This is a genomic window from Arthrobacter globiformis, assembly GCF_030818015.1.
GTDB lineage: Bacteria > Actinomycetota > Actinomycetes > Actinomycetales > Micrococcaceae > Arthrobacter > Arthrobacter globiformis_C.
In genome coordinates this window covers 3,268,226-3,287,303 of sequence record NZ_JAUSZX010000001.1, presented here as the reverse complement: position 1 = coordinate 3,287,303, position 19,078 = coordinate 3,268,226, and the positions used below count along the sequence as shown (strand labels likewise).

Here is a 19,078-nt window from a genome sequence, read left to right as displayed (position 1 = left end):
GGTACGTTTCCGGTGCACGCCGGCCGCTTCCCCCGTCGTGGCATCCGGTTTGAGTCCGTCAGGGAGTTCAGGCTAAGATGGTACGTCGGTCATATGTTCAACAGGAGTTCTCATTAAGCGAGATGCAAGTTCGCCCTTGATGCTAGATGTCAAGGACCTCGGACGCAGTCCGGGGAGCATGCGTACACTGACGGAACATGTACCCGCGCCGGGAGATCTCGGCGTGGCGCTCATTGGCGTTCAGGAAGGCTCGGATATCGAGCTCGACCTGAAGCTTGAGGCCGTACACGAAGGAATTCTGGTATCAGGAACCGCCCTCGCCGAAGTAAACGGTGAGTGCGGCCGATGCCTGGATCCCCTTGCGTATGACCTTGAGGTCAATGTGCAAGAACTTTTCTTCTACGAAGGCGCACTGCCTTCCAATGAGGAAGACGATGAAGAGCAACGTCGAGTCGAGCACGATCTGATCGATCTTGAGCCGGTGTTGCGGGACGCAGTTGTTACCATGCTGCCGTTCCAGCCGGTGTGCCGGGAAGACTGCCAGGGCCTGTGTTCCGAATGCGGAGCGCGCCTGGAAGACGAGCCGGGGCACCACCACGAGGTCGTAGATCCTCGCTGGGCTGCCCTAGCTGATCTGGCTAAGCCTGACCGGCAAAATTGATTTGTAAGTGTTTTTCTAGAGAGAAATGAGTTAGCCGTGGCTGTTCCCAAGCGGAAAATGTCTCGCTCGAATACCCGCGCCCGCCGCTCCCAGTGGAAGGCGACTGCCCCCCACCTGGTGAAGACCGTCGAGAACGGCCAGGTCACCTACAGCCTGCCGCACCAGGCAAAGGTCGTCACCGACTCGGCTGGCACTGCGCTGTTCCTTGAGTACAAGGGCCGCAAGGTCGCGGACGTCTAATCGGCCTCCAAGCTGATCAGGATGTCTTCAACTGAAGAGCTTCTGAAGCGTCTCGGTGTCTTCATTGACGCCGGGACGCTTCGTCTTGCTCTGACACACCGTTCGTACGCCTACGAAAACGGCGGCATACCCACCAACGAGCGCCTTGAGTTCCTGGGCGACTCCATCCTGGGCTTCTCCGTTACCGATGCGCTGTACCGCGACAACCCGACGCTCCCCGAGGGCGACCTGGCCAAGCGCCGGTCGGCCGTGGTGAGTACCCGCGCCCTCGCCGGCATCGGCCGCAGCCTGGGCATCGGGGACTACATCTATCTTGGCCAGGGCGAGAAGCTCACCGAAGGCAAGAACAAGGCCTCGATTCTGGCCGACACCATGGAAGCCCTCATCGGCGCCACCTACGTGTCCAACGACATCGAGACCGCCCGCCAGCTGGTGATGCGCCTCATCGGACCGCTCCTGAAGGACGCCGCCGCCCTTGGCGCCGGCACGGACTGGAAAACCAGCATCCAGGAGCTGGCCGCGGGACGGCAGCTGGGCAGCATCTACTACGCCGTCGAGGGCTCCGGCCCGGACCACGCGCGCACCTTCGTCGCCGTACTCCAGATCGGCGGAACTGCCTACGGAAAGGGCTCCGGCCACTCCAAGAAGGAAGCCGAGCAGGAAGCTGCGGCAGATGCCTGGCGGAAGCTCTCGGGTGCGGAGGCCAAGCTTTCTGGTGCGGAGTCTGCGCCGGCGGACGTCTCAGCGGCCCCGTCGGAATCCGCCGCCGGCAGCTAACCGCCCGTGCCTGAACTTCCCGAAGTCGAGGTGGTCCGCCGCGGCCTGGTCAACTGGGTGCGCGGCCGGACCATCACCGGCGTCGACGTGGTTGACCCGAGGTCTGTGCGCCGGCATGCCCTGGGACCCGATGATTTCGCCGGGAACCTTGAGGGGGCCAAAGTCCTCGACGTCGTCCGCCGCGGCAAGTTCCTCTGGATGCCGCTGCAGGAGGACGGCGCGGCGCGCACTGATACAGATGCCAGCGGTTCAGGGCTGCCGGGCGTCGCGCTCATGGCCCACCTCGGCATGAGCGGACAGCTCCTGATGCAGGACAGCTCCGTTCCGGACGAGAAGCACCTAAAGATCCGCCTGCGGCTGAGCCCGGAGGGAACCATGCCGGAGCAGCTGCGGTTCGTGGACCAGCGGATCTTCGGCGGCCTCTTCGTCACCACGCTCGTTCCCACGGACGACGGCGGGCCCGGCGGGCTCGCGGAGGACCCGGTGCCGGTCATCGCCGAGGAAGCCTCGCACATCGCGCGCGACCCCCTGGATCCGCATTTTTCCTTTGACACTTTCTACCGCCGTCTCCGGAAGCGGAAGACCGGGCTCAAACGCGCACTGCTGGACCAGGGGCTCGTCTCCGGGATCGGCAACATCTACGCCGACGAGGCCCTGTGGCGGGCCAAACTGCACTATGCGCGGCCCACCGACACCCTCCGGCGGGCCGACGCCGAGCGCGTCCTCGCCGCTGCCCGCGACGTGATGACCGATGCCTTGGCCGCCGGCGGCACCAGCTTCGATTCGCTGTACGTCAACGTCAATGGCGCGTCCGGTTACTTTGAGCGGTCCCTCAACGCCTACGGCAGGGAGGGGGAGGAGTGCCGGCGCTGCGCGGCCGCGGGGATCCGCAGCATTCTGAAGCGCGAGCAGTTCATGAACCGTTCCTCCTACACTTGCCCCGTGTGCCAGCCGCGGCCGCGCAACGGCCGCTGGTGAGAATTGCCACCCTGCTTCGGAGGGCCCGGAAGGCCCTAAATCCGGGGATCCCGGCCCGTTAGCCGCTAGATTTGGTGGAGGATTAGCACCCGCTGCCGCCACCTTTGGAGATCTGAAAACCTTGCACCTCAAGAGTCTGACCGTCAGGGGCTTCAAGTCGTTTGCGTCGGCCACGACATTCGACTTTGAGCCCGGCGTCACGGCAGTTGTCGGGCCCAACGGCTCGGGCAAGTCCAACGTGGTGGACGCCCTGGCCTGGGTCATGGGGGAGCAGGGCGCCAAAACCCTCCGCGGTGGCAAGATGGAGGACGTCATTTTTGCCGGCACGTCCGGCCGTCCCCCGCTGGGCCGCGCGCACGTCTCACTCACCATCGACAACACCGACGGCGCACTGCCGATCGAATACAGCGAAGTCACCATCTCCCGCACGCTGTTCCGGACCGGCGGTTCCGAGTACGCCATCAACGGCTCAGCCTGCCGGCTCCTGGACATCCAGGAACTCCTCTCCGACTCGGGACTCGGCCGCGAAATGCACGTCATCGTGGGACAGGGGCAACTGGACCGGGTCCTGCACGCCACTCCCGAGGACCGCAGGGGCTTCATCGAAGAAGCCGCCGGCATCCTCAAACACCGGCGGCGCAAGGAAAAGACCGTCCGCAAGCTGGAGGCGATGCAGGCCAACCTCCAGCGGCTCAGCGACTTGACCGGGGAAATCCGCCGACAGCTCACACCGCTGGGCAAACAGGCAGAGGTGGCGCGGCGCGCGCAGACCGTCCAGTTCGAGGTCCGCGATGCCCGGGCCAGGCTGCTGGCCGATGACCTTGTCCAGCTCCAGAACACCCTTGCCCAGGACATCGCCGACGAGTCTGCGCTCAAGGCGCGGCGCGCCGTCGTCGAAACCCAGCTTGAGGAGGGCCGCCGGCGGCAGGCGTCACTGGAGCAGCTCGCTGCGGAGGCGACCCCCCGGCTGAACGCCGCCAGGGACACGTGGTACCAGCTGTCCGCCGGACGGGAGCGCCTGCGTTCGCTCGCATCCCTGGCCCAGGAACGCTGCCGCCTGCTTGGCTCCGCAGACCCGGCGCCGGAGCCGGGCCGGGACCCGGAACAGCTGGAGCGGCAAGCCGCACGGGTCCGCAGTGAGCAGGCGGACCTGGAAAAGGACATCCTTGAAGGGCGAGCCGCGCTGGAGGCCGCCACTGCCGCCAAGTCAGCGGCCGAGGATGCCGCCGCGGCCGAGGAGAAGCGGCTCACCGCCGCGCTGCGGGCCGCCGCCGACCGGCGTGAGGGCCTGGCACGCCTGGCCGGGCAGGTGGGGGCGGCGCGGTCAAAGGTGGAATCTGCCCAGGCCGAAGTCGGCAGGCTGCGAGAATCCTTGGCCGCTGGCGTTGAGCGCCGCCGTCATGCCCAGTCCGAATTCACCGCGCTCGAATCGCAGGTGGCGGGGGTCGAGGACGGCGAGGAAACCCTTGATGCTGAATACGAGGACGCCTGCGCAGCCCTAGACGGCATCCTCACCGAGATCGATTTGCTGAAAAGCACCGAACGCGACGCCATCCGCGAACGGGACGCGCTGAAGGCGCGGCACGAGGCGCTGCAGCTGGGTCTCAACCGCAAGGACGGCTCCGAACATGTCCTCGGTGCCGGGGTGGCTGGCACCGTCGGTCCGCTGGCTGCGGCCCTGAGCGTTGAGCCGGGCTATGAGGCAGCCGTTGCGGCAGCCCTCGGCAGCGCTTCGGACGCCATCGTGGTCCGGGACGCCGGAACTGCGGCGGAATTGGTGCGCCTCCTCAGGGAGGACGACGCCGGCCGGGCCACGCTGCTGCTCGAGGCCGCGGCGCCTCCCGCAGGAAGGCCCGCTGCCGGTCCACTGCCCGCCGGGGCCCGCCCGGCGGTGGACCTGGTGACGGCCTCCGGTACCACGGCGGCGGCCGTGCGAACACTGCTCGCAGCCACCGCCGTCGTCGAGGACCATGACACGGCGGCGGACCTCGTCGCCGAGCGTCCCGACCTTACCGCCGTGACGCTCGCGGGCGATGTGTTCACCGCTTGGACCGTCACCGGCGGTTCCGCGAAGGCGCCCTCACTGCTTGAGGTGCAGGCCGCCGTCGACGACGCCGCGTCCCGCCTGACGGCCGTCACCGCCGGGCTGGAACAGTGCCGCTTTGCCCTGGCTGCCGCCGGGGCCCGTCGCGCCGAGGCGCAGGAACGGGCGGACGCCGCCTTGGAGCGCCTGCACGAATCGGATGCCCGGCTGGCAGCGGTGGCCGAACGGCTGGGCCACCTCAACTCGGTCCTGCGCAGCGCCGTCGGCGAAAGCGAACGGCTGGCGGCGTCACTGGCCCGCGCAGAGGCAAACATCGTGACCGAGCAGGAGGCGCTGACGGCGGTGACCGCCCGGCTGGCGGCGGCACAGGACGCACCCGCCGAGGAGGAACCGTCCACGGAGCAGCGGGACGCACTGGCCCTGGCCGCATCGCAGGCGCGGTCCGCCGAAATGGAAGCCCGTCTGTCCCTGCGCAGCCGGGAAGAACAGCTCACGGCCATCCGCAACAGGGCCACTTCGCTGGAACGGGCGGCAGCCTCGGAACGCCGGGCGCGAGAACAGGCGGCCGAACGGGCGCGGCGTCGAAGGATCCAGGCCAAGCGGGCGGCAGCTGTCTCGGCCACGGCGGAGGAGCTGATCCGGTTCAGCGACGTTTCCGTTGAGCTGGCCAGCCGGGAGCGCGACCACGCCGAGCAAGTCCGGGAGCAGCGGGACCGGGAACTGGCCGATATCCGCACTGCCAACGACGCGCTGGCCCGCGAACTGGCGGAACTGACTGACTCGGTGCACCGCGATGAGCTGGCCCGCGCGCAGCAGCGGCTCCGGATCGAGGCGCTGGAAACGAAGTCGGTGGAGGATCTGGGACTCACCGCAGACCAGCTCGTGGCCGACTACGGGCCGGACCAGCCGGTGCCCGTGGCCGCTGCCGCTTCCAAGGACAAGTGGGCCGCGCTGCGGGCGCCGGTCGATGCCGAGGGCCAGCCAGTGGTGGAGGGCGTGCCGTTCGTTCGGGAGGAACAGGAAAAGCGGCTCCGCAAGGCCGAACGCGACCTGTCATCGCTGGGCAAGGTCAACCCCCTGGCGCTGGAGGAGTTCGCCGCGCTGGAGGAACGCCACCAGTTCCTCAGCACCCAGCTGGAGGACCTCAAGGCCAGCCGCAAGGACCTGCTGGACATCATCAAGGAAGTGGATGACCGCGTGCAGAAAGTCTTCTCGGAGGCCTTCGCGGACACCTCGGCCCAGTTCGTGCGGGTCTTCGGCCGGCTCTTCCCCGGCGGCGAGGGCAGACTGGTGCTGACCGACCCCACGGACATGCTCACCACAGGCATCGAGGTCGAAGCCCGGCCCGCCGGCAAGAAAATCAAGCGGCTGTCCCTGCTGTCCGGCGGCGAGCGGTCGCTCACCGCGGTGGCCCTGCTCGTGGCCATCTTCAAGGCCCGGCCCTCGCCGTTCTACGTTATGGACGAGGTCGAAGCCGCCCTTGATGACACCAACCTCGGCCGGCTCATTACGATTTTCGAAGAGCTCCGGGAATCCAGCCAGCTGATCGTGATCACCCACCAGAAGCGGACCATGGAGGTGGCCGACGCGCTCTACGGCGTGACCATGCGGGGCGACGGCGTGTCCACCGTTATCAGCCAGCGGCTGGGAGCGGACGTCTAGGGGACGTCCAGGACGGGGCGGCCGTGGCCGTCCGTGCCGCTGCGGCTTGTGAGAAGCGACTGTGCTCGTGAGAAGCGCCTGTGGCTTGTGAGAAGCTAGGGGTGTGAATGACATCATCCCCATTCTTCTGCCCATTCTTGCTGCCCTGGTAGTTATCGGCGGGCTGGTCCCGGTGCTGATGAAGGCCCGGAAATCCGGCAACCAGTACCCCGGCACCCGGGACGCCAACGACCCCGTTGAGCCGCTCGCGGGCGGAGGCACGCTCCTTGAGGACCGCCCGGCTGCCCCTGCCGCGCCTGCCGAGAGCAAGGTTCCGGACGCCGTCGACCTTGAAGGGCTGGAAGCCGACGTCCCGGATGACGCGGCCGGCCTGGAAACCATTCAGGTGGAGACGCCGCTGCCCGTGGCCGGCCGGCTCACCCGCCTCCGGGAGCGCCTGGTCAAGTCCAACAACGTGCTCGGCAAGGGCCTACTGGCACTGCTCTCCAGCGACAAGATCGATGAGAACGTCTGGGATGAGGTGGAGGAGACCCTGCTCCTGGCCGACCTTGGCACTGAACCCACCATGCAGCTGGTGGACTCGCTCCGCGAACGCGTCAAGGTCCTGGGCACGCGCGACCCCGAGCACGTCAAGGCACTGCTCCGGGAAGAGCTCATCAAGATCGTGGACCCGTCCATGGACCGGAGCCTGCGGATTGAACGGCACGCGGACAGGCCTGCCGTCATGATGGTGGTTGGCGTCAACGGAGTAGGCAAGACCACCACCGTCGGAAAGCTGGCCCGCGTCCTCGTTGCGGAGGACAAGGACGTCCTGCTCGGCGCTGCCGACACCTTCCGCGCAGCCGCCGCCGAGCAGCTGGCAACCTGGGGACAGCGAGTGGGGGTTCCCACCGTGAAATCCGACATCGACGGCGCGGACCCGGCGTCCGTGGCCTACGAGGCCGTGAAGGCCGGCATCGAGCAGGAAGTCGACGTCGTCATGATCGACACCGCCGGCCGACTGCAGAACAAGGTCGGCCTGATGGACGAGCTCGGCAAGGTCAAGCGCGTCGTGGAAAAGCTGGCGGAGGTGGACGAGGTCCTCCTGGTGCTGGATGCCACCACCGGCCAGAACGGGCTCAACCAGGCGCGGGTCTTCGCCGAGGTTGTCAACATCACCGGCATCGTGCTGACCAAGCTGGACGGAACAGCGAAGGGTGGCATCGTCGTCGCCATCCAGAAGAGCCTCGGCGTGCCGGTCAAGCTCATCGGCCTCGGCGAAGGCGCGGACGACCTCGCACCGTTCGAGACAGAGGCTTTTGTCGACGCCCTCCTGAACTAATCCCCATCCCAAGTAGGTAGCAGCAGGGGGCGTTCCCAGCCATGGGAACGCCCCCTGCTGCTACACAGTTGGGTCAGGCTGGCGCTGCACCGTCTCCCGCGCTGCCACCCAGCCCAGGGCAGCAGCCAGCAGCACGGCGCCTGTCGCTGCGAATGCCCAGCTGTAGCCCAGCCGGTCCGCCAGCAAACCGACGAGCACCGGCCCGAGGATGGCACCGATGTCGGACGTCATCTGGTAGGCCGCCAGCACGGGGCCGCCCGAACGTTCGCGGCCGATCACATCGGCAACCGCGGCCTGCTGCGCCGGATTGAGCATTCCCGCTCCCACTCCCGCCAGCATCGATGCAGCCAGGAACCACCCCAGCCCTTGCGTCAGGCCAATCCCGGCCGTCGCCGCGCCGGTGACCACGAGGCCGGCCACCATCATAGGCTTCCTGCCCAGAGTGTCCGCCAGCCTGCCCGAAACGGTCAGGGCCAGGGCGTTCCCGGCAGCGAAGACCGCCAGCGCCCAGCCGGCCGCCTCGGGCCCGGAGCCGAGGGCCGTGACGGCAAACAGCGGCACCGTGGCCATGCGCACGCCGAACGTCGCCCAGCCGTTGGCGAAGCTGGAGAGCATGGCTGCCCGGTAGGCGCTGTCGCGGAAGGCCTCGCCGAGTTTCATGGCGGGCGCGCCCGCTTCCTGGCCGCGGGCTGAACCGGGAACATGGCTGAGCTGCGTCTGCACCACCAGAGCCGCAAGGACGAGGGCGCCGGCGTAGGCCAGGAAAGGGATACGCAGGCCGAAGCCGGCCAGCAGGCCACCCACGATCGGCCCGCAGACGTTGCCGATCAGGAACGCGGACGCGTACGCGCCCGACACCCGGCCGCGGCTCTCCGGCGGTGCCAGCCTGATGACCAGCGCCATCGATGCCACCGTGAACATGACCGACCCGGCGCCGCCCAGCCCGCGGAAAACCAGCAACTGCCAGTAGTTCTGGGCGAACGCGCAGGCCGCGGTGGATGCCGCGACGATGAGCAGGCCGGCCACATACACGGGCCGCTCGCCGAGCCTGCCGATCAGGGCACCGCCGGCGGGTGCGAACAGCAGCCGCATGAGCGCAAAGATACTGACGATGACGGCGGCGGCCGTCGCCCCGACGTCGAATGTGGTGGCGAACTGCGGCAGCACCGGTGCCACGAGGCCGAATCCGAGAGCGATTAGGAAGGCGGCGACGAGCATCACCTTGATGTCACGGGGCAGCCGGGCGCCGTCGGCGCGGCGGACCGCACTGAACCGGGGTTTGCCTGCGGCATTACGGGGGAGTGGCGTCATGAAGCTGGGAATCCTTGCGAAACGGGCGGTACGGGCATTTGGGGCGGCTGAAACATAACCGTAACAAGCAGGATATGCACCATTTACGTCAGGGAGGTTGTTGTAACAGACTGGCAATCTAAATCCTCCGCCAGCGAAACACACCGCGGCAAAACTTGAACCAGAACGCAAAAGGCGTTGGGACAGGCGGGCATACCGCACAAAAAAGTAAGAGAGGACGCAGACCATGGAACTCACCGCAGGTCTCGTTTGGCTCCTGGTCGCTTCAGCGCTCGTGCTGTTCATGACCCCGGGCCTGGCATTCTTCTACGGCGGCATGACCCGTGCGAAAGCCGCCCTGAACATGATGATGATGAGCTTCGTCGCCATCGGCACCGTAGGTATCATGTGGGTCCTGTGGGGCGCTTCGATGGCTACGAGCAACACAGACAACTTCTTCCAGATCTTCGCGAACCCCTTCAGCCACTTCGGCTTGCACAACTTCACTGATCCGGCGGACCTGCTCAAAGTCGGCTACGCTGCCACGTTCGCCATCATCACCGTGGCGCTGATCTCCGGAGCCGTCGCTGACCGCGCCAAATTCTCGGCCTGGACCATCTTCACGCCAATCTGGGCCACGCTGGTTTACGCCCCCCTGGCCTACATGGTCTGGGGCGGGGGACTCTTCTCCAAGGATGGCTGGTTCGGCCAGACTTTCGCTCCGGTCATTGACTTCGCCGGCGGCACAGTTGTCCACATCAATGCCGGTGTGGCCGGCCTCATCCTTGTCCTGATCATCGGCAACCGCAAAGGCTTCGGCAAGGACCCCAACCACCGCCCGCACAACATCCCGTTCGTCATGCTGGGCGCAGCCATCCTCTGGTTCGGCTGGTTCGGCTTCAACGCCGGTGCAGCCGCGACTGTTGAACAGGCCGGCCTCATCTGGATCAACACCCTTGCGGCCCCTGCAGCCGCAATGCTTGGCTGGCTCGCTGTCGAGCGGTACCGCGACGGACACCCCACTTCCCTTGGTGCAGCATCCGGCGTCGTGGCCGGTCTGGTGGCCATCACCCCCGCCTGCGCGAACGTCTCGCCGCTCGGGGCCATCGGCCTCGGCGTGGTGGCCGGCGTCGCCTCTGCCCTGGCCGTCGGACTGAAGTTCAAGCTCGGCTATGACGACTCGCTGGACGTCGTCGGCGTTCACCTTGTCTCCGGCGTCGTCGGCACTGTGGCGATCGGCTTCCTCGCAACCCCGACCCAGGGCCAGGCAGGACTCTTCTACGGCGGCGGTACCACCCAGCTCGTCGCCCAGCTATTGGCAGCAGCCCTGTCCATCGTGTTCACCTCGGTGATGACCTTCATCATCGCCTACCCCATCCACAAGTTCATGGGCTTCCGGGTCTCCCAGGAACAGGAAATCGTAGGCGTGGACCTCAGCCTGCACGCCGAAACCGCGTACGAGTTCGGTGTCGGCGGCCACGGCGGCAGCTTCCAGCCCCTGCACGAACTGATTACCGGTAGTGCAAGCGACGGCAAAAAGACGGACGATAAGAAGACAGAAGCAGCAGCAGGTAAGGAAAGCGTGGGGGCATGAAACTGATCACAGCAATCGTTCGTCCGGAGAAGCTCGAATCGATCCGCGAAGGCCTGGAGGCCTACGGGGTCCAGGGCCTGACGGTCAGTGCGGCCAGCGGCTACGGCCGGCAGCGCGGCTACACCGAGGTCTACCGCGGCGCCGAGTACAACGTGGACCTGCTGCCCAAGATCCGCGTTGAGGTGCTGGCCACGGACGAACAGGCTGATGACATCCTGGATGTCATCATCGCCAGCTCCAACACGGGCCGCGCCGGCGACGGCAAGGTCTGGACGGTCGATGTCTTCGAAGCAGTGCGGGTGCGGACGGGTGAACGCGGCGTAGCCGCCATCTAGCACCAGCCAACAGCCCAACGCAGCGGGAGGGCCGGTCACCAAAACGGTGACCGGCCCTCCCTGCGCGCGTTAAGCCTCTGTGGGTGCGGGCCCGTCGGAGCCAGCCCGGTATTCCTCCAGCGGGACATTGCCTGCTGCCCAAGCGGCCAGCACCGGCTCGACGATCCGCCAGCACTCCTCCGCGGTGTCGCCCCTGACGGACAACAGGGGGTCACCAGTCAGGACGCCTTCCAGGACTTCGCCATAGGGGAGCAGTTCGGAGGCGTTGAGTTCGGCCACGAGCGCGGCGCGGTCCAGGCTGAAGATGTCTCCGGGGCCGTTCACGTCGACGTCGAGCTCCAGCGTGTCCGGGCCGAAGCCAATGCGGAGCGTGTTGGGGGTGTCCCTTCCCGTGAAGCCGGCGGGGAGGTGCGGAACCGGGCGGAAGGTGACCACGGCCTCCTTGCGCTTGTCGCCCAAGGCCTTGCCGGAGCGCAGGATGAACGGCACGCCCTTCCAGCGCCAGTTGTCGATGTTCACGTGCACCTCGGCCAGGGTCTCGGTGTTCCGGTCCGGGTCCACGCCCTCCTCCGCGGTGTAATCGGGGATGTCCTTGCCGCCGAGGCTTCCCGCCAGGTAGCGCGCCCGCCGGGTGCTGTCCGTGTAGGGCGGCTTGATGCTGCTGGCCCTGATTACGGCGGCAATGGCGTCGCGGAGGTCGCGCTCGCCGATGGTGGCCGGCGGCTCAACGGCCAGCAACGCCATGATCTGCAGCAGGTGGCTCTGGATCATGTCGCGCAGTGCGCCCGCGCCGTCGTAGTAGCGCGCCCGGCCCTCCAGCGCCAGGTCCTCGTCGAAGATGATTTCCACCTTGGCGATGTGGTCGCGGCTCCAGACCGGCTCCAGGAAATTGTTGGCAAACCGCAGGCCGAGGATGTTCAGGACGGTGGCCTTGCCCAGGAAGTGGTCCACCCGGTGGATGTGGTCCTCCGGGACCAGGGTCAGGAGGGTCCGGTTGAGTTCACGGGCGGACTCCTCGCCGGAGCCGAAGGGCTTCTCCATGACCAGGCGTGTCCCGGCGGGGACCTGCTCCGGGCGCAGGATTTCGCAGGCCTTCTGGCTGACCTGCGGCGGCAGGGCGAAGTAGACGGCAACCGGGCCCTCGAGTTCGGCCAGGAGTTGCCCGAGCGGGCCGTCCGCGGTGACGTCGGCCTGATGGTATTCCGTGGACTTTGCCATGGCCGCCAGCGCGTCCTTGCCGGCGTCGCCAGCTGTTTCGCCGGCAGCGTCAAAGGCGGCATGCACGCGTTCCTGCCACTGTTCCCGTGACCACGGATCCGAACCGGCCCCCACGAGCTTCAAGCCGGCGGCGCGGCCGGTGGCCACCAGCCTGGCCAGGCCGGGGAGAAGAAGCCGGCCGGTGAGATCGCCGGAGGCACCGAGGATGAGCAGGGTTTTTACAGTCACTTGGCTCGTCACCCTGCCAGCATGCCACCTTCAAGGCGTGTCTTGATACCCTAGATAGTCGAGTCCCGTACATCCACTGAAAGAAGTACACGGCGCGTGTTCAATTCACTCTCTGACCGGTTGACAGCAACCTTCAAGAACCTCCGCGGCAAAGGCCGCCTCACCGAGGCAGATGTCGACGCCACAGTCCGCGAGATCCGGCGCGCCCTGCTGGATGCGGATGTTGCCGTGCCCGTGGTCCGGGAATTCACCGGGCAGGTCCGTGAGCGCGCCCTTGGCTCCGAGGTCTCCGGGGCACTGAACCCCAGCCAGCAGATCGTGAAGATCGTCAACGAGGAGCTTGTAGAGATCCTCGGCGGCGAGACGCGGCGCATCCGGATGGCCAAGACCGGCCCCACCGTCATCATGCTCGCCGGCCTCCAGGGCGCCGGCAAGACCACCTTGGCCGGAAAGCTCGCCAAGTGGATGAAGGCGCAGGGCCATAGCCCCATCCTTGTCGCCTGTGACCTCCAGCGCCCCAATGCCGTGACGCAGTTGCAGGTTGTGGGCCAGCGCGCGGGCGTTCCCGTCTTCGCGCCGCACCCGGGCGCCACCTCCGAACTGGCCCACCCGGCCGGCGACCCCGTCGCCGTCGCACGCTCCGGCGTCGAGGAAGCGCGCCAGAAGCTGCACGACGTCGTCATCGTGGACACCGCCGGCCGCCTCGGCGTTGACGCCGACATGATGGAGCAGGCGCGCCAGATCCGCCGGGCCATTGTCCCCAACGAAGTCCTCTTCGTGATCGACTCGATGATTGGCCAGGACGCCGTCAACACGGCGACCGCTTTCGACGAAGGCGTGAACTTCACCGGCATCGTGCTGTCAAAGCTCGACGGCGACGCGCGCGGCGGTGCCGCGCTGTCCGTTTCGTCGGTCACCGGCAAACCCGTGATGTTCGCCTCGACCGGTGAAAGCCTGGACGACTTCGAACTGTTCCACCCGGACCGGATGGCCTCGCGCATCCTGGACATGGGTGACGTCCTGTCCCTCATTGAGCAGGCTGAAAAGTCCTGGGACAAGGACGAAGCCGCCCGGATGGCGAAGAAGTTCGCCGACCAGGAGGACTTCACGCTGGATGACTTCCTCGCGCAGATGCAGCAGATCCGCAAAATGGGCTCCATGAAGAAGATGCTCATGATGATGCCCGGTGCGCAGAACATCCGGCAGCAGTTGGAGCAGTTCGACGAGCGCGAGATCGACCGGGTGGAGGCCATTGTCCGCTCGATGACCCCGCACGAGCGTGTGGCACCCAAGATCATCAACGGCTCCCGCCGGGCCCGCATCGCCCGCGGCTCGGGCGTGCACGTGTCCGAGGTCAACGGGCTGCTAGAACGCTTCGCCCAGGCCCAGAAGATGATGAAGAAGATGGCCCAGGGCGGCGGCATGCCGGGAATGCCCGGCATGCCCGGCATGGGGGCCGGCGGTGCCCGGAAGGGCGGCAAGAACGCGCCCAAGAAGAAGGCCCGTTCCGGCAACCCTGCCAAGGCGGCGCAGGAGCTTCGCGAAGCGGAGGCCAGGCGGGCCGGGGCATCCAAGGCGGTGCCCACCGGAGCAGCCTTCGGCCAGCAGTCGGGCGACTTCGATCCGTCCCAGCTGAACCTGCCCAAGGGCTTCGACAAGTTCATGGGCGGCAAATAGGGCGCACGGTGATGTCGGCCGGCGCCGATGTCAGACCGCTGCCATAAGGTTGGGTCATGTATAAGCAGCGGGTAGTGTTCGTCCACGGTGCCGGTAACTTCGGCTCCGCGGCGTGGCCGCGCCAGCACGGCATGGCCCTGCAGTACGACGCCCTGTTTCTTCGGCGCCACGGCTTTGATGCAGAGGCCGAACCGCTGGAGACCGACTTCGCCGAGGACGCCCGCATTGTGCTGCGGTCCCTGGCCGACGACGGGCGCGGGGCAGCCGGGGGCCACGTTGTGGCGCATTCGCAGGGCGCCATCGCCGCGATGATGGCCGCCGTCGAACGCCCGGACCTGGTGTTCTCGCTGACGCTCGTGGAACCGGCCTGCCTGTCGCTCACCGCCGACTTGCCTGCCACCGCCGCGCACCGCGCCCTGATGGAGCCGCTGTTCGAGGTCAGGCACCAGCTCGGCGACGACGACTACGAACGTGAGTTTTTGCGCCGCGCCTTCGCCGCGGACACACCGGAGCCCAGTACCCCCGAGGCGAAGCGGGCTGCGCGCCGGCTGCGCCTGCAGGCAGCACCGTGGCAGGCGCCGCTGCAGATTGTGCCGGGTGTTCCCACCCTGGTCCTCACCGGTGGCTGGGAGCCGCTCTACGAGGAAATCGCCGGCTACCTGCGGGAGACTGGCGCCCTGCACCGCATTGCTGCGGGTGGGCACCGGCCCCACGACTCGCCGGAAGGCGACCGCTACATCAGGGCGTTCATCGCCGAGGTCAGCCGGCGGCAGCAGCCCAGGGCCTCCTGACGGACGCGGCCTCCCGACGGACGCGGCGTCCTCACGGACGCGGCCTCCTGACGGACGTTCGGGGACCCCGCCCGGCCGGCCCCCAATGCCAGCCGGACGGGACTCCAAAGAGCCGTCAGTTGGGGGCTGACTCCGGAAGCCGCAGCTCGGGCAGGTACACCTTTCCGCCCGCAGCGAGGAATTCCTGGCTCTTCTCCCGCATGCCCTCCGCCATCTCGGCGAGGGCGGCCTGCGCCTCGGCGGAGCCATACTCGTTCCGGATGTCCTGGCTGATCCTCATGGAGCAGAACTTGGGCCCGCACATCGAACAAAAATGCGCCGTCTTGGCAGGTTCCGCCGGCAGGGTCTCGTCGTGGAAGGACTCGGCCGTCACCGGGTCCAGCGACAGGGCGAACTGGTCGCGCCACCGGAACTCGAACCGGGCCTTGGACAGTGCATCGTCCCGCTCGTTCGCGCCGGGGTGCCCCTTGGCAAGGTCGGCCGCGTGGGCGGCGATCTTGTACGTGATGACGCCGGTCTTCACATCGTCCTTGTTCGGCAGGCCTAGGTGTTCCTTGGGCGTGACATAGCACAGCATGGCCGTGCCGTAGCGGGCGATCTCGGTGGCGCCGATGGCCGAGGTGATGTGGTCGTAGCCGGGGGCCACGTCCGTGACCAGCGGGCCCAGCGTGTAGAAGGGCGCACCCTTGCAAAGCTCCTGCTGGCGCTCAACGTTCTCCCGCACCAGGTGGAACGGTATGTGCCCCGGCCCTTCCACCATGACCTGCACGTCGTACTCCCAGGCCCGCTGGGTCAGCTCAGCCAGGGTGTCCAGTTCGGCGAACTGCGCGGCGTCGTTGGCGTCCGCCGTCGCGCCCGGCCGGAGGCCGTCGCCCAGTGAGAAGGCGACGTCGTACTTGGCGAAGATCTCGCACAGCTCGTCAAAGTGGGTGTACAGGAAGTTTTCCTGGTGGTGGGCAAGGCACCAGCCGGCCATGATCGAGCCGCCGCGGGAAACAATGCCGGTCACGCGGTTCGCCGTGAGCGGCACGTACCGCAGCAGCACGCCGGCGTGGATGGTCATGTAGTCCACACCCTGTTCGCACTGTTCGATGACGGTGTCGCGGAAGATTTCCCAGGTGAGGGCGTTCGCTTCACCGTTGACTTTTTCCAGGGCCTGGTAGATCGGCACCGTGCCGATCGGCACGGGGGAGTTGCGGATGAGCCACTCACGGGTGGTGTGGATGTCGTCGCCCGTGGACAGGTCCATGACCGTGTCTGCGCCCCACTGGGTGGCCCACTGGAGCTTGTCCACCTCCTCCGCAATGGAGCTGGTGACGGCCGAGTTGCCGATGTTGGCGTTGATCTTCACCAGGAACGCCTTGCCGATGATCATCGGTTCGGATTCCGGGTGGTTGATGTTGGAGGGGATGATGGCCCGTCCCGCGGCGAGTTCGCTGCGGACCAGTTCCACATCGCAGTTTTCGCGGAGGGCCACGAAACGCATTTCGGGCGTGATGGTGCCCTGCCGGGCATAGTGCATCTGCGTCACGGTCTTGCCTTCCGCCGCACGGCGGGGCACCGGCCTGGCGCCCTTCCATTCGGCGGAAGCGGCGCCGCGGCGCACGGCTGACTTGCCGTCGTCGAGCAGGTTCCGTTCACGTCCGTCGTACGTCTCCGTGTCTGCCCGTGCCGCAATCCATTCCGAACGGAACGGCGCGAGGCCCACCACCGGGTCGCTGCCCGGACCCGCCGTGCGGTAAACCCGCAGCGGAGCGTTCTGCTCGCCGTTCGGTGATGGCTCCAAGGCGATTTCCGTTACCGGAACCCGCAGGCCGTCCCCCTCCAGATAGGCCAGTGAATGGGATTTCAGCGACTGCGTGAGACGGCCGGCAGCATCACCGGCGGCTTCACTTTGGGCTGCATCCATTTGGGCAGGGGTCAGTTGTGATTTCTGGGTGCTCAATTTACTGCTCACTTCCTTCGCCGGCATTACCCGGACAGGTTCAACGGTCGCAGGCTGCACCAGCCTGATCTCAGCCCCTGCAGGGGCACCCGTGTGGTCGTAGACGAAGCTACCACACCCTAGATTGGGCCCGTCCATCTGTGAAGACCCAGCTGGAAAGGCCGGATCCCGGTTGCGGGAGCCGATTAGGCTGGAACCATGGCGCACATCATCGAATTCAGCGGACCTGTGCTGACTGCTGCGGATGAGGAATGCCGGGGGCTCTGGGCCGTGGACGGGACGCTGACGTTCAACTCTCCGGGCCAACGGCCGGACGCCGTCCTGGACGGCTGGGTCCTGCCCGGTTTCGCGGATGCCCACTGCCACATCGGGCTGGGCCCGGGCGGTCCTGTGGACGACGACGTGGCGTACGACCAGGCCATGACGGACCGCAACTCCGGCACGCTCCTTGTCCGGGACGCCGGGGCCGCCAGCGACACCCGGTGGCTGCAGCAGCGGACCGACACCCCACGAATCATCAGGGCGGGCAGGCATGTGGCCCGGTCCCGTCGGTACCTGAGGAACTTCGCGGTGGAAGTCGAACCGGAGGGCCTCGTGGAGGCGGTGCGCAAGCAGGCGCGGGAAGGGGACGGCTGGGTCAAGCTGGTGGGGGACTGGATCGACCGGACCGCCGGCGACCTCGCAGCGTCGTTCCCACCCGCGGCCGTGCGGGATGCCGTCCGGGCCGCCCACGACGAGGGGGCCAGGGTCACGGCGCACTGCTTTGGCGAGGACACCCTGGATGACATGCTGGACGCCGGCATTGACTGCATCGAGCACGCCACCGGCCTGCTGCCCCGGCACATTCCGCGATTCGTCGAGCAGCAGGTGCCGATCGTACCGACACTCATCAACATTGCCACCTTCCCGGACATCGCCGCCCACGCCGAGCCGAAGTTTCCGCGGTATGCGGAGCACATGCGCGCACTGTGGGCACGCCGCCGTGAGCGTGTCCTGGAGGCCTACGAGGCCGGCGTCGAAATTTACGCGGGAACGGATGCCGGCAGCGTGATCCGCCATGGCCGCATCGCGGAAGAAATCCTCGAACTTCACGCCGCCGGGATTCCGGCACCGGCGGCGTTGGACGCGGCCTGCTGGCGTGCGCGCCGCTGGCTGGGGGCCGATGGCCTGGCCGAAGGGGCGGCCGCCGACGTGGTGGTCTGCCGGGAGGACCCTCGCGCCGTGCCGGAGACCATCCGCAGCCTCACGAATGTGGTGCTACGGGGACAGATCGTGCATTAGGAATAAATTGAAGCTTCAAGTAATTTAGAGATGTAGAGGCCGCCGAAATCCGGTGGTCCGGACATTCGGGAGTATTCAATGGCAGCAGCAGACAGCAGCCAGGACTTGCTTCCTGCCGACCTCACCATGGGCACCGTCATGCTCAAGGTGGGCGACATGAAGCTCATGACCGATTACTACCAGCGCGCCCTTGGCCTCGACGTCGTCGCCGAGCAGGATGGCGGACTCTACCTCGGCCGGCTCAAGACGCCGCTGGTGCACCTCGCCCCCGCTCCGGGCCTCAACATTCCCGGCCGGGGCGAGGCCGGCCTCTTCCACACGGCGCTCTTGTTCGGGGACCAGTCCTCGCTGGCCGCCACCATTGCCAGCGCGGCCCAGTATGAGCCGCAGTCCTTCGTGGGCAGCGCCGACCATCTGGTGAGCGAGGCGTTCTATTTCACCGATCCGGAAGGCAACGGGATCGAACTCTACTGGGACCGTCCACGCGAGGCCTGGTCATGGGACGGCAAGAACGTGGTCATGGACAGCCTGGCGCTGCCGCCGCAGAAGTACCTCCAGGACCACCTCACGCAGGAGTCCGTGGAAGGCCAGCGCGGCACCGATGCAGGGGTGGGGCACGTCCACCTGCAGGTGGGCGACGTCCAGTCCGCCCATGACTTCTACGTCGGCACCCTGGGATTCGAAAAGACGGCAGGCTGGCACGGCCAGGCCCTCTTTGTGTCCGCCGGCGGCTACCACCACCACATGGCCATGAATGTCTGGAACAGCCGGGGCGCCGGCCCTCGCCAGGACACGCTGGGCCTCGGCGAGGTCCTCATCGAGGTCCCCTCGGGGGACGACGTCGGCGCCCTCGCCGACCGCCTCAGGGTCGCCGGAGTCGAATCGCACCACACCGGCGCCGAGCTCCGGTTCGAGGATCCGTGGCGCAACCGCCTCCGCGTCGCCGTTCGATAAGCCAGTGCGCTAAGCCCGGCGGGGCCCGGTTGGGTTAGGCTGACATTCGAAGGGCCCCGGCACCGCCGCTACCGGGGCATGC

Annotated in this window: 15 protein-coding genes and 1 riboswitch; of the genes, 12 read left to right on the top strand and 3 right to left on the bottom strand. The window is 67.1% G+C overall.

Going from position 1 to position 19,078, the window contains the following annotated elements; all coding sequences use genetic code 11:
- Nucleotides 1–136: 136 nt before the first annotated feature.
- From QFZ23_RS15405 to ftsY, 6 genes are all read left to right on the top strand, one after another.
- Nucleotides 137–661, top strand: a complete 525-nt coding sequence (locus QFZ23_RS15405) for a YceD family protein (protein ID WP_306924204.1) — start codon at nucleotides 137–139, stop codon at nucleotides 659–661.
- Between the two features lie 36 nt (nucleotides 662–697).
- Nucleotides 698–901 (top strand): 50S ribosomal protein L32, encoded by a 204-nt coding sequence (rpmF, locus tag QFZ23_RS15400; RefSeq protein WP_009356569.1) that lies wholly within the window; start codon nucleotides 698–700, stop codon nucleotides 899–901.
- Nucleotides 902–922: 21 nt separating this feature from the next.
- The gene (gene rnc / locus QFZ23_RS15395; protein WP_306924202.1) at nucleotides 923–1,678 is read left to right on the top strand and encodes a ribonuclease III; all 756 of its coding nucleotides are present in this window, start codon (nucleotides 923–925) and stop codon (nucleotides 1,676–1,678) included.
- Between the two features lie 6 nt (nucleotides 1,679–1,684).
- Nucleotides 1,685–2,656, top strand: a complete 972-nt coding sequence (gene mutM, locus QFZ23_RS15390; protein ID WP_306924201.1) for a bifunctional DNA-formamidopyrimidine glycosylase/DNA-(apurinic or apyrimidinic site) lyase — start codon at nucleotides 1,685–1,687, stop codon at nucleotides 2,654–2,656.
- Between the two features lie 121 nt (nucleotides 2,657–2,777).
- Nucleotides 2,778–6,362: a chromosome segregation protein SMC gene (gene smc, locus QFZ23_RS15385; protein ID WP_306924199.1), complete on the top strand. Its 3,585-nt coding sequence runs from the start codon at nucleotides 2,778–2,780 to the stop codon at nucleotides 6,360–6,362.
- A 103-nt stretch (nucleotides 6,363–6,465) separates the two neighbouring features.
- Complete coding sequence (ftsY, locus tag QFZ23_RS15380) at nucleotides 6,466–7,683, top strand: signal recognition particle-docking protein FtsY (protein WP_306924197.1); 1,218 nt, start codon at nucleotides 6,466–6,468, stop codon at nucleotides 7,681–7,683.
- 60 nt (nucleotides 7,684–7,743) lie between these two features.
- On the opposite strand, the gene QFZ23_RS15375 is transcribed toward ftsY, so the two are convergent.
- Nucleotides 7,744–8,994, bottom strand: coding sequence for an MFS transporter (locus QFZ23_RS15375; protein ID WP_373427885.1), 1,251 nt, complete (start codon nucleotides 8,992–8,994; stop codon nucleotides 7,744–7,746).
- 226 nt (nucleotides 8,995–9,220) lie between these two features.
- Here QFZ23_RS15375 and QFZ23_RS15370 point away from each other — a divergent pair, with 226 nt between their 5' ends.
- On the top strand, nucleotides 9,221–10,567 hold the full coding sequence (locus QFZ23_RS15370) for an ammonium transporter (RefSeq protein WP_306924196.1): 1,347 nt from the start codon (nucleotides 9,221–9,223) through the stop codon (nucleotides 10,565–10,567).
- On the top strand, nucleotides 10,564–10,902 hold the full coding sequence (locus QFZ23_RS15365; RefSeq protein ID WP_003806050.1) for a P-II family nitrogen regulator: 339 nt from the start codon (nucleotides 10,564–10,566) through the stop codon (nucleotides 10,900–10,902). The genes QFZ23_RS15370 and QFZ23_RS15365 overlap by 4 nt, the downstream gene beginning before the upstream one ends.
- A 69-nt stretch (nucleotides 10,903–10,971) precedes the next feature.
- On the opposite strand, the gene QFZ23_RS15360 is transcribed toward QFZ23_RS15365, so the two are convergent.
- A complete protein-coding gene (locus QFZ23_RS15360) occupies nucleotides 10,972–12,360 on the bottom strand; it encodes a glucose-6-phosphate dehydrogenase (RefSeq protein WP_306924193.1) in 1,389 nt (462 codons plus the stop codon).
- 84 nt (nucleotides 12,361–12,444) lie between these two features.
- On the opposite strand from QFZ23_RS15360, the gene ffh reads away from it, so the two are divergent.
- Together ffh and QFZ23_RS15350 are read left to right on the top strand one after the other, a co-directional pair.
- Nucleotides 12,445–14,025 (top strand): signal recognition particle protein, encoded by a 1,581-nt coding sequence (gene ffh, locus QFZ23_RS15355; RefSeq protein ID WP_306924191.1) that lies wholly within the window; start codon nucleotides 12,445–12,447, stop codon nucleotides 14,023–14,025.
- A gap of 56 nt (nucleotides 14,026–14,081) precedes the next feature.
- Nucleotides 14,082–14,816 carry an alpha/beta fold hydrolase gene (locus tag QFZ23_RS15350; RefSeq protein WP_306924189.1) on the top strand — a complete coding sequence of 245 codons (735 nt, stop codon included), beginning with the start codon at nucleotides 14,082–14,084 and terminating at the stop codon, nucleotides 14,814–14,816.
- Between the two features lie 115 nt (nucleotides 14,817–14,931).
- Here QFZ23_RS15350 and thiC read toward each other — a convergent pair whose 3' ends face one another.
- Nucleotides 14,932–16,725, bottom strand: coding sequence for a phosphomethylpyrimidine synthase ThiC (thiC, locus tag QFZ23_RS15345; protein ID WP_306926877.1), 1,794 nt, complete (start codon nucleotides 16,723–16,725; stop codon nucleotides 14,932–14,934).
- A gap of 31 nt (nucleotides 16,726–16,756) precedes the next feature.
- Nucleotides 16,757–16,864, bottom strand: a riboswitch (TPP riboswitch).
- A gap of 95 nt (nucleotides 16,865–16,959) precedes the next feature.
- Here thiC and QFZ23_RS15340 point away from each other — a divergent pair.
- The gene (locus tag QFZ23_RS15340; RefSeq protein WP_306924187.1) at nucleotides 16,960–18,042 is read left to right on the top strand and encodes an amidohydrolase family protein; all 1,083 of its coding nucleotides are present in this window, start codon (nucleotides 16,960–16,962) and stop codon (nucleotides 18,040–18,042) included.
- A 78-nt stretch (nucleotides 18,043–18,120) separates the two neighbouring features.
- Nucleotides 18,121–18,996: a VOC family protein gene (locus tag QFZ23_RS15335; protein ID WP_306924184.1), complete on the top strand. Its 876-nt coding sequence runs from the start codon at nucleotides 18,121–18,123 to the stop codon at nucleotides 18,994–18,996.
- Nucleotides 18,997–19,078 lie beyond the last annotated feature (82 nt).

What these genes read in the sequence shown, in the direction of transcription:
- QFZ23_RS15335 (WP_306924184.1), top strand. Translation starts at nt 18,121, where the DNA reads ATGGCAGCAGCAGACAGCAGCCAGGACTTGCTTCCTGCCGACCTCACC.
- QFZ23_RS15365 (WP_003806050.1), top strand. Translation starts at nt 10,564, where the DNA reads ATGAAACTGATCACAGCAATCGTTCGTCCGGAGAAGCTCGAATCGATC.
- QFZ23_RS15370 (WP_306924196.1), top strand. Translation starts at nt 9,221, where the DNA reads ATGGAACTCACCGCAGGTCTCGTTTGGCTCCTGGTCGCTTCAGCGCTC.
- QFZ23_RS15350 (WP_306924189.1), top strand. Translation starts at nt 14,082, where the DNA reads ATGTATAAGCAGCGGGTAGTGTTCGTCCACGGTGCCGGTAACTTCGGC.
- QFZ23_RS15340 (WP_306924187.1), top strand. Translation starts at nt 16,960, where the DNA reads ATGGCGCACATCATCGAATTCAGCGGACCTGTGCTGACTGCTGCGGAT.
- QFZ23_RS15375 (WP_373427885.1), bottom strand. Translation starts at nt 8,994, where the DNA reads ATGACGCCACTCCCCCGTAATGCCGCAGGCAAACCCCGGTTCAGTGCG.
- rnc (WP_306924202.1), top strand. Translation starts at nt 923, where the DNA reads ATGTCTTCAACTGAAGAGCTTCTGAAGCGTCTCGGTGTCTTCATTGAC.
- thiC (WP_306926877.1), bottom strand. Translation starts at nt 16,725, where the DNA reads ATGGATGCAGCCCAAAGTGAAGCCGCCGGTGATGCTGCCGGCCGTCTC.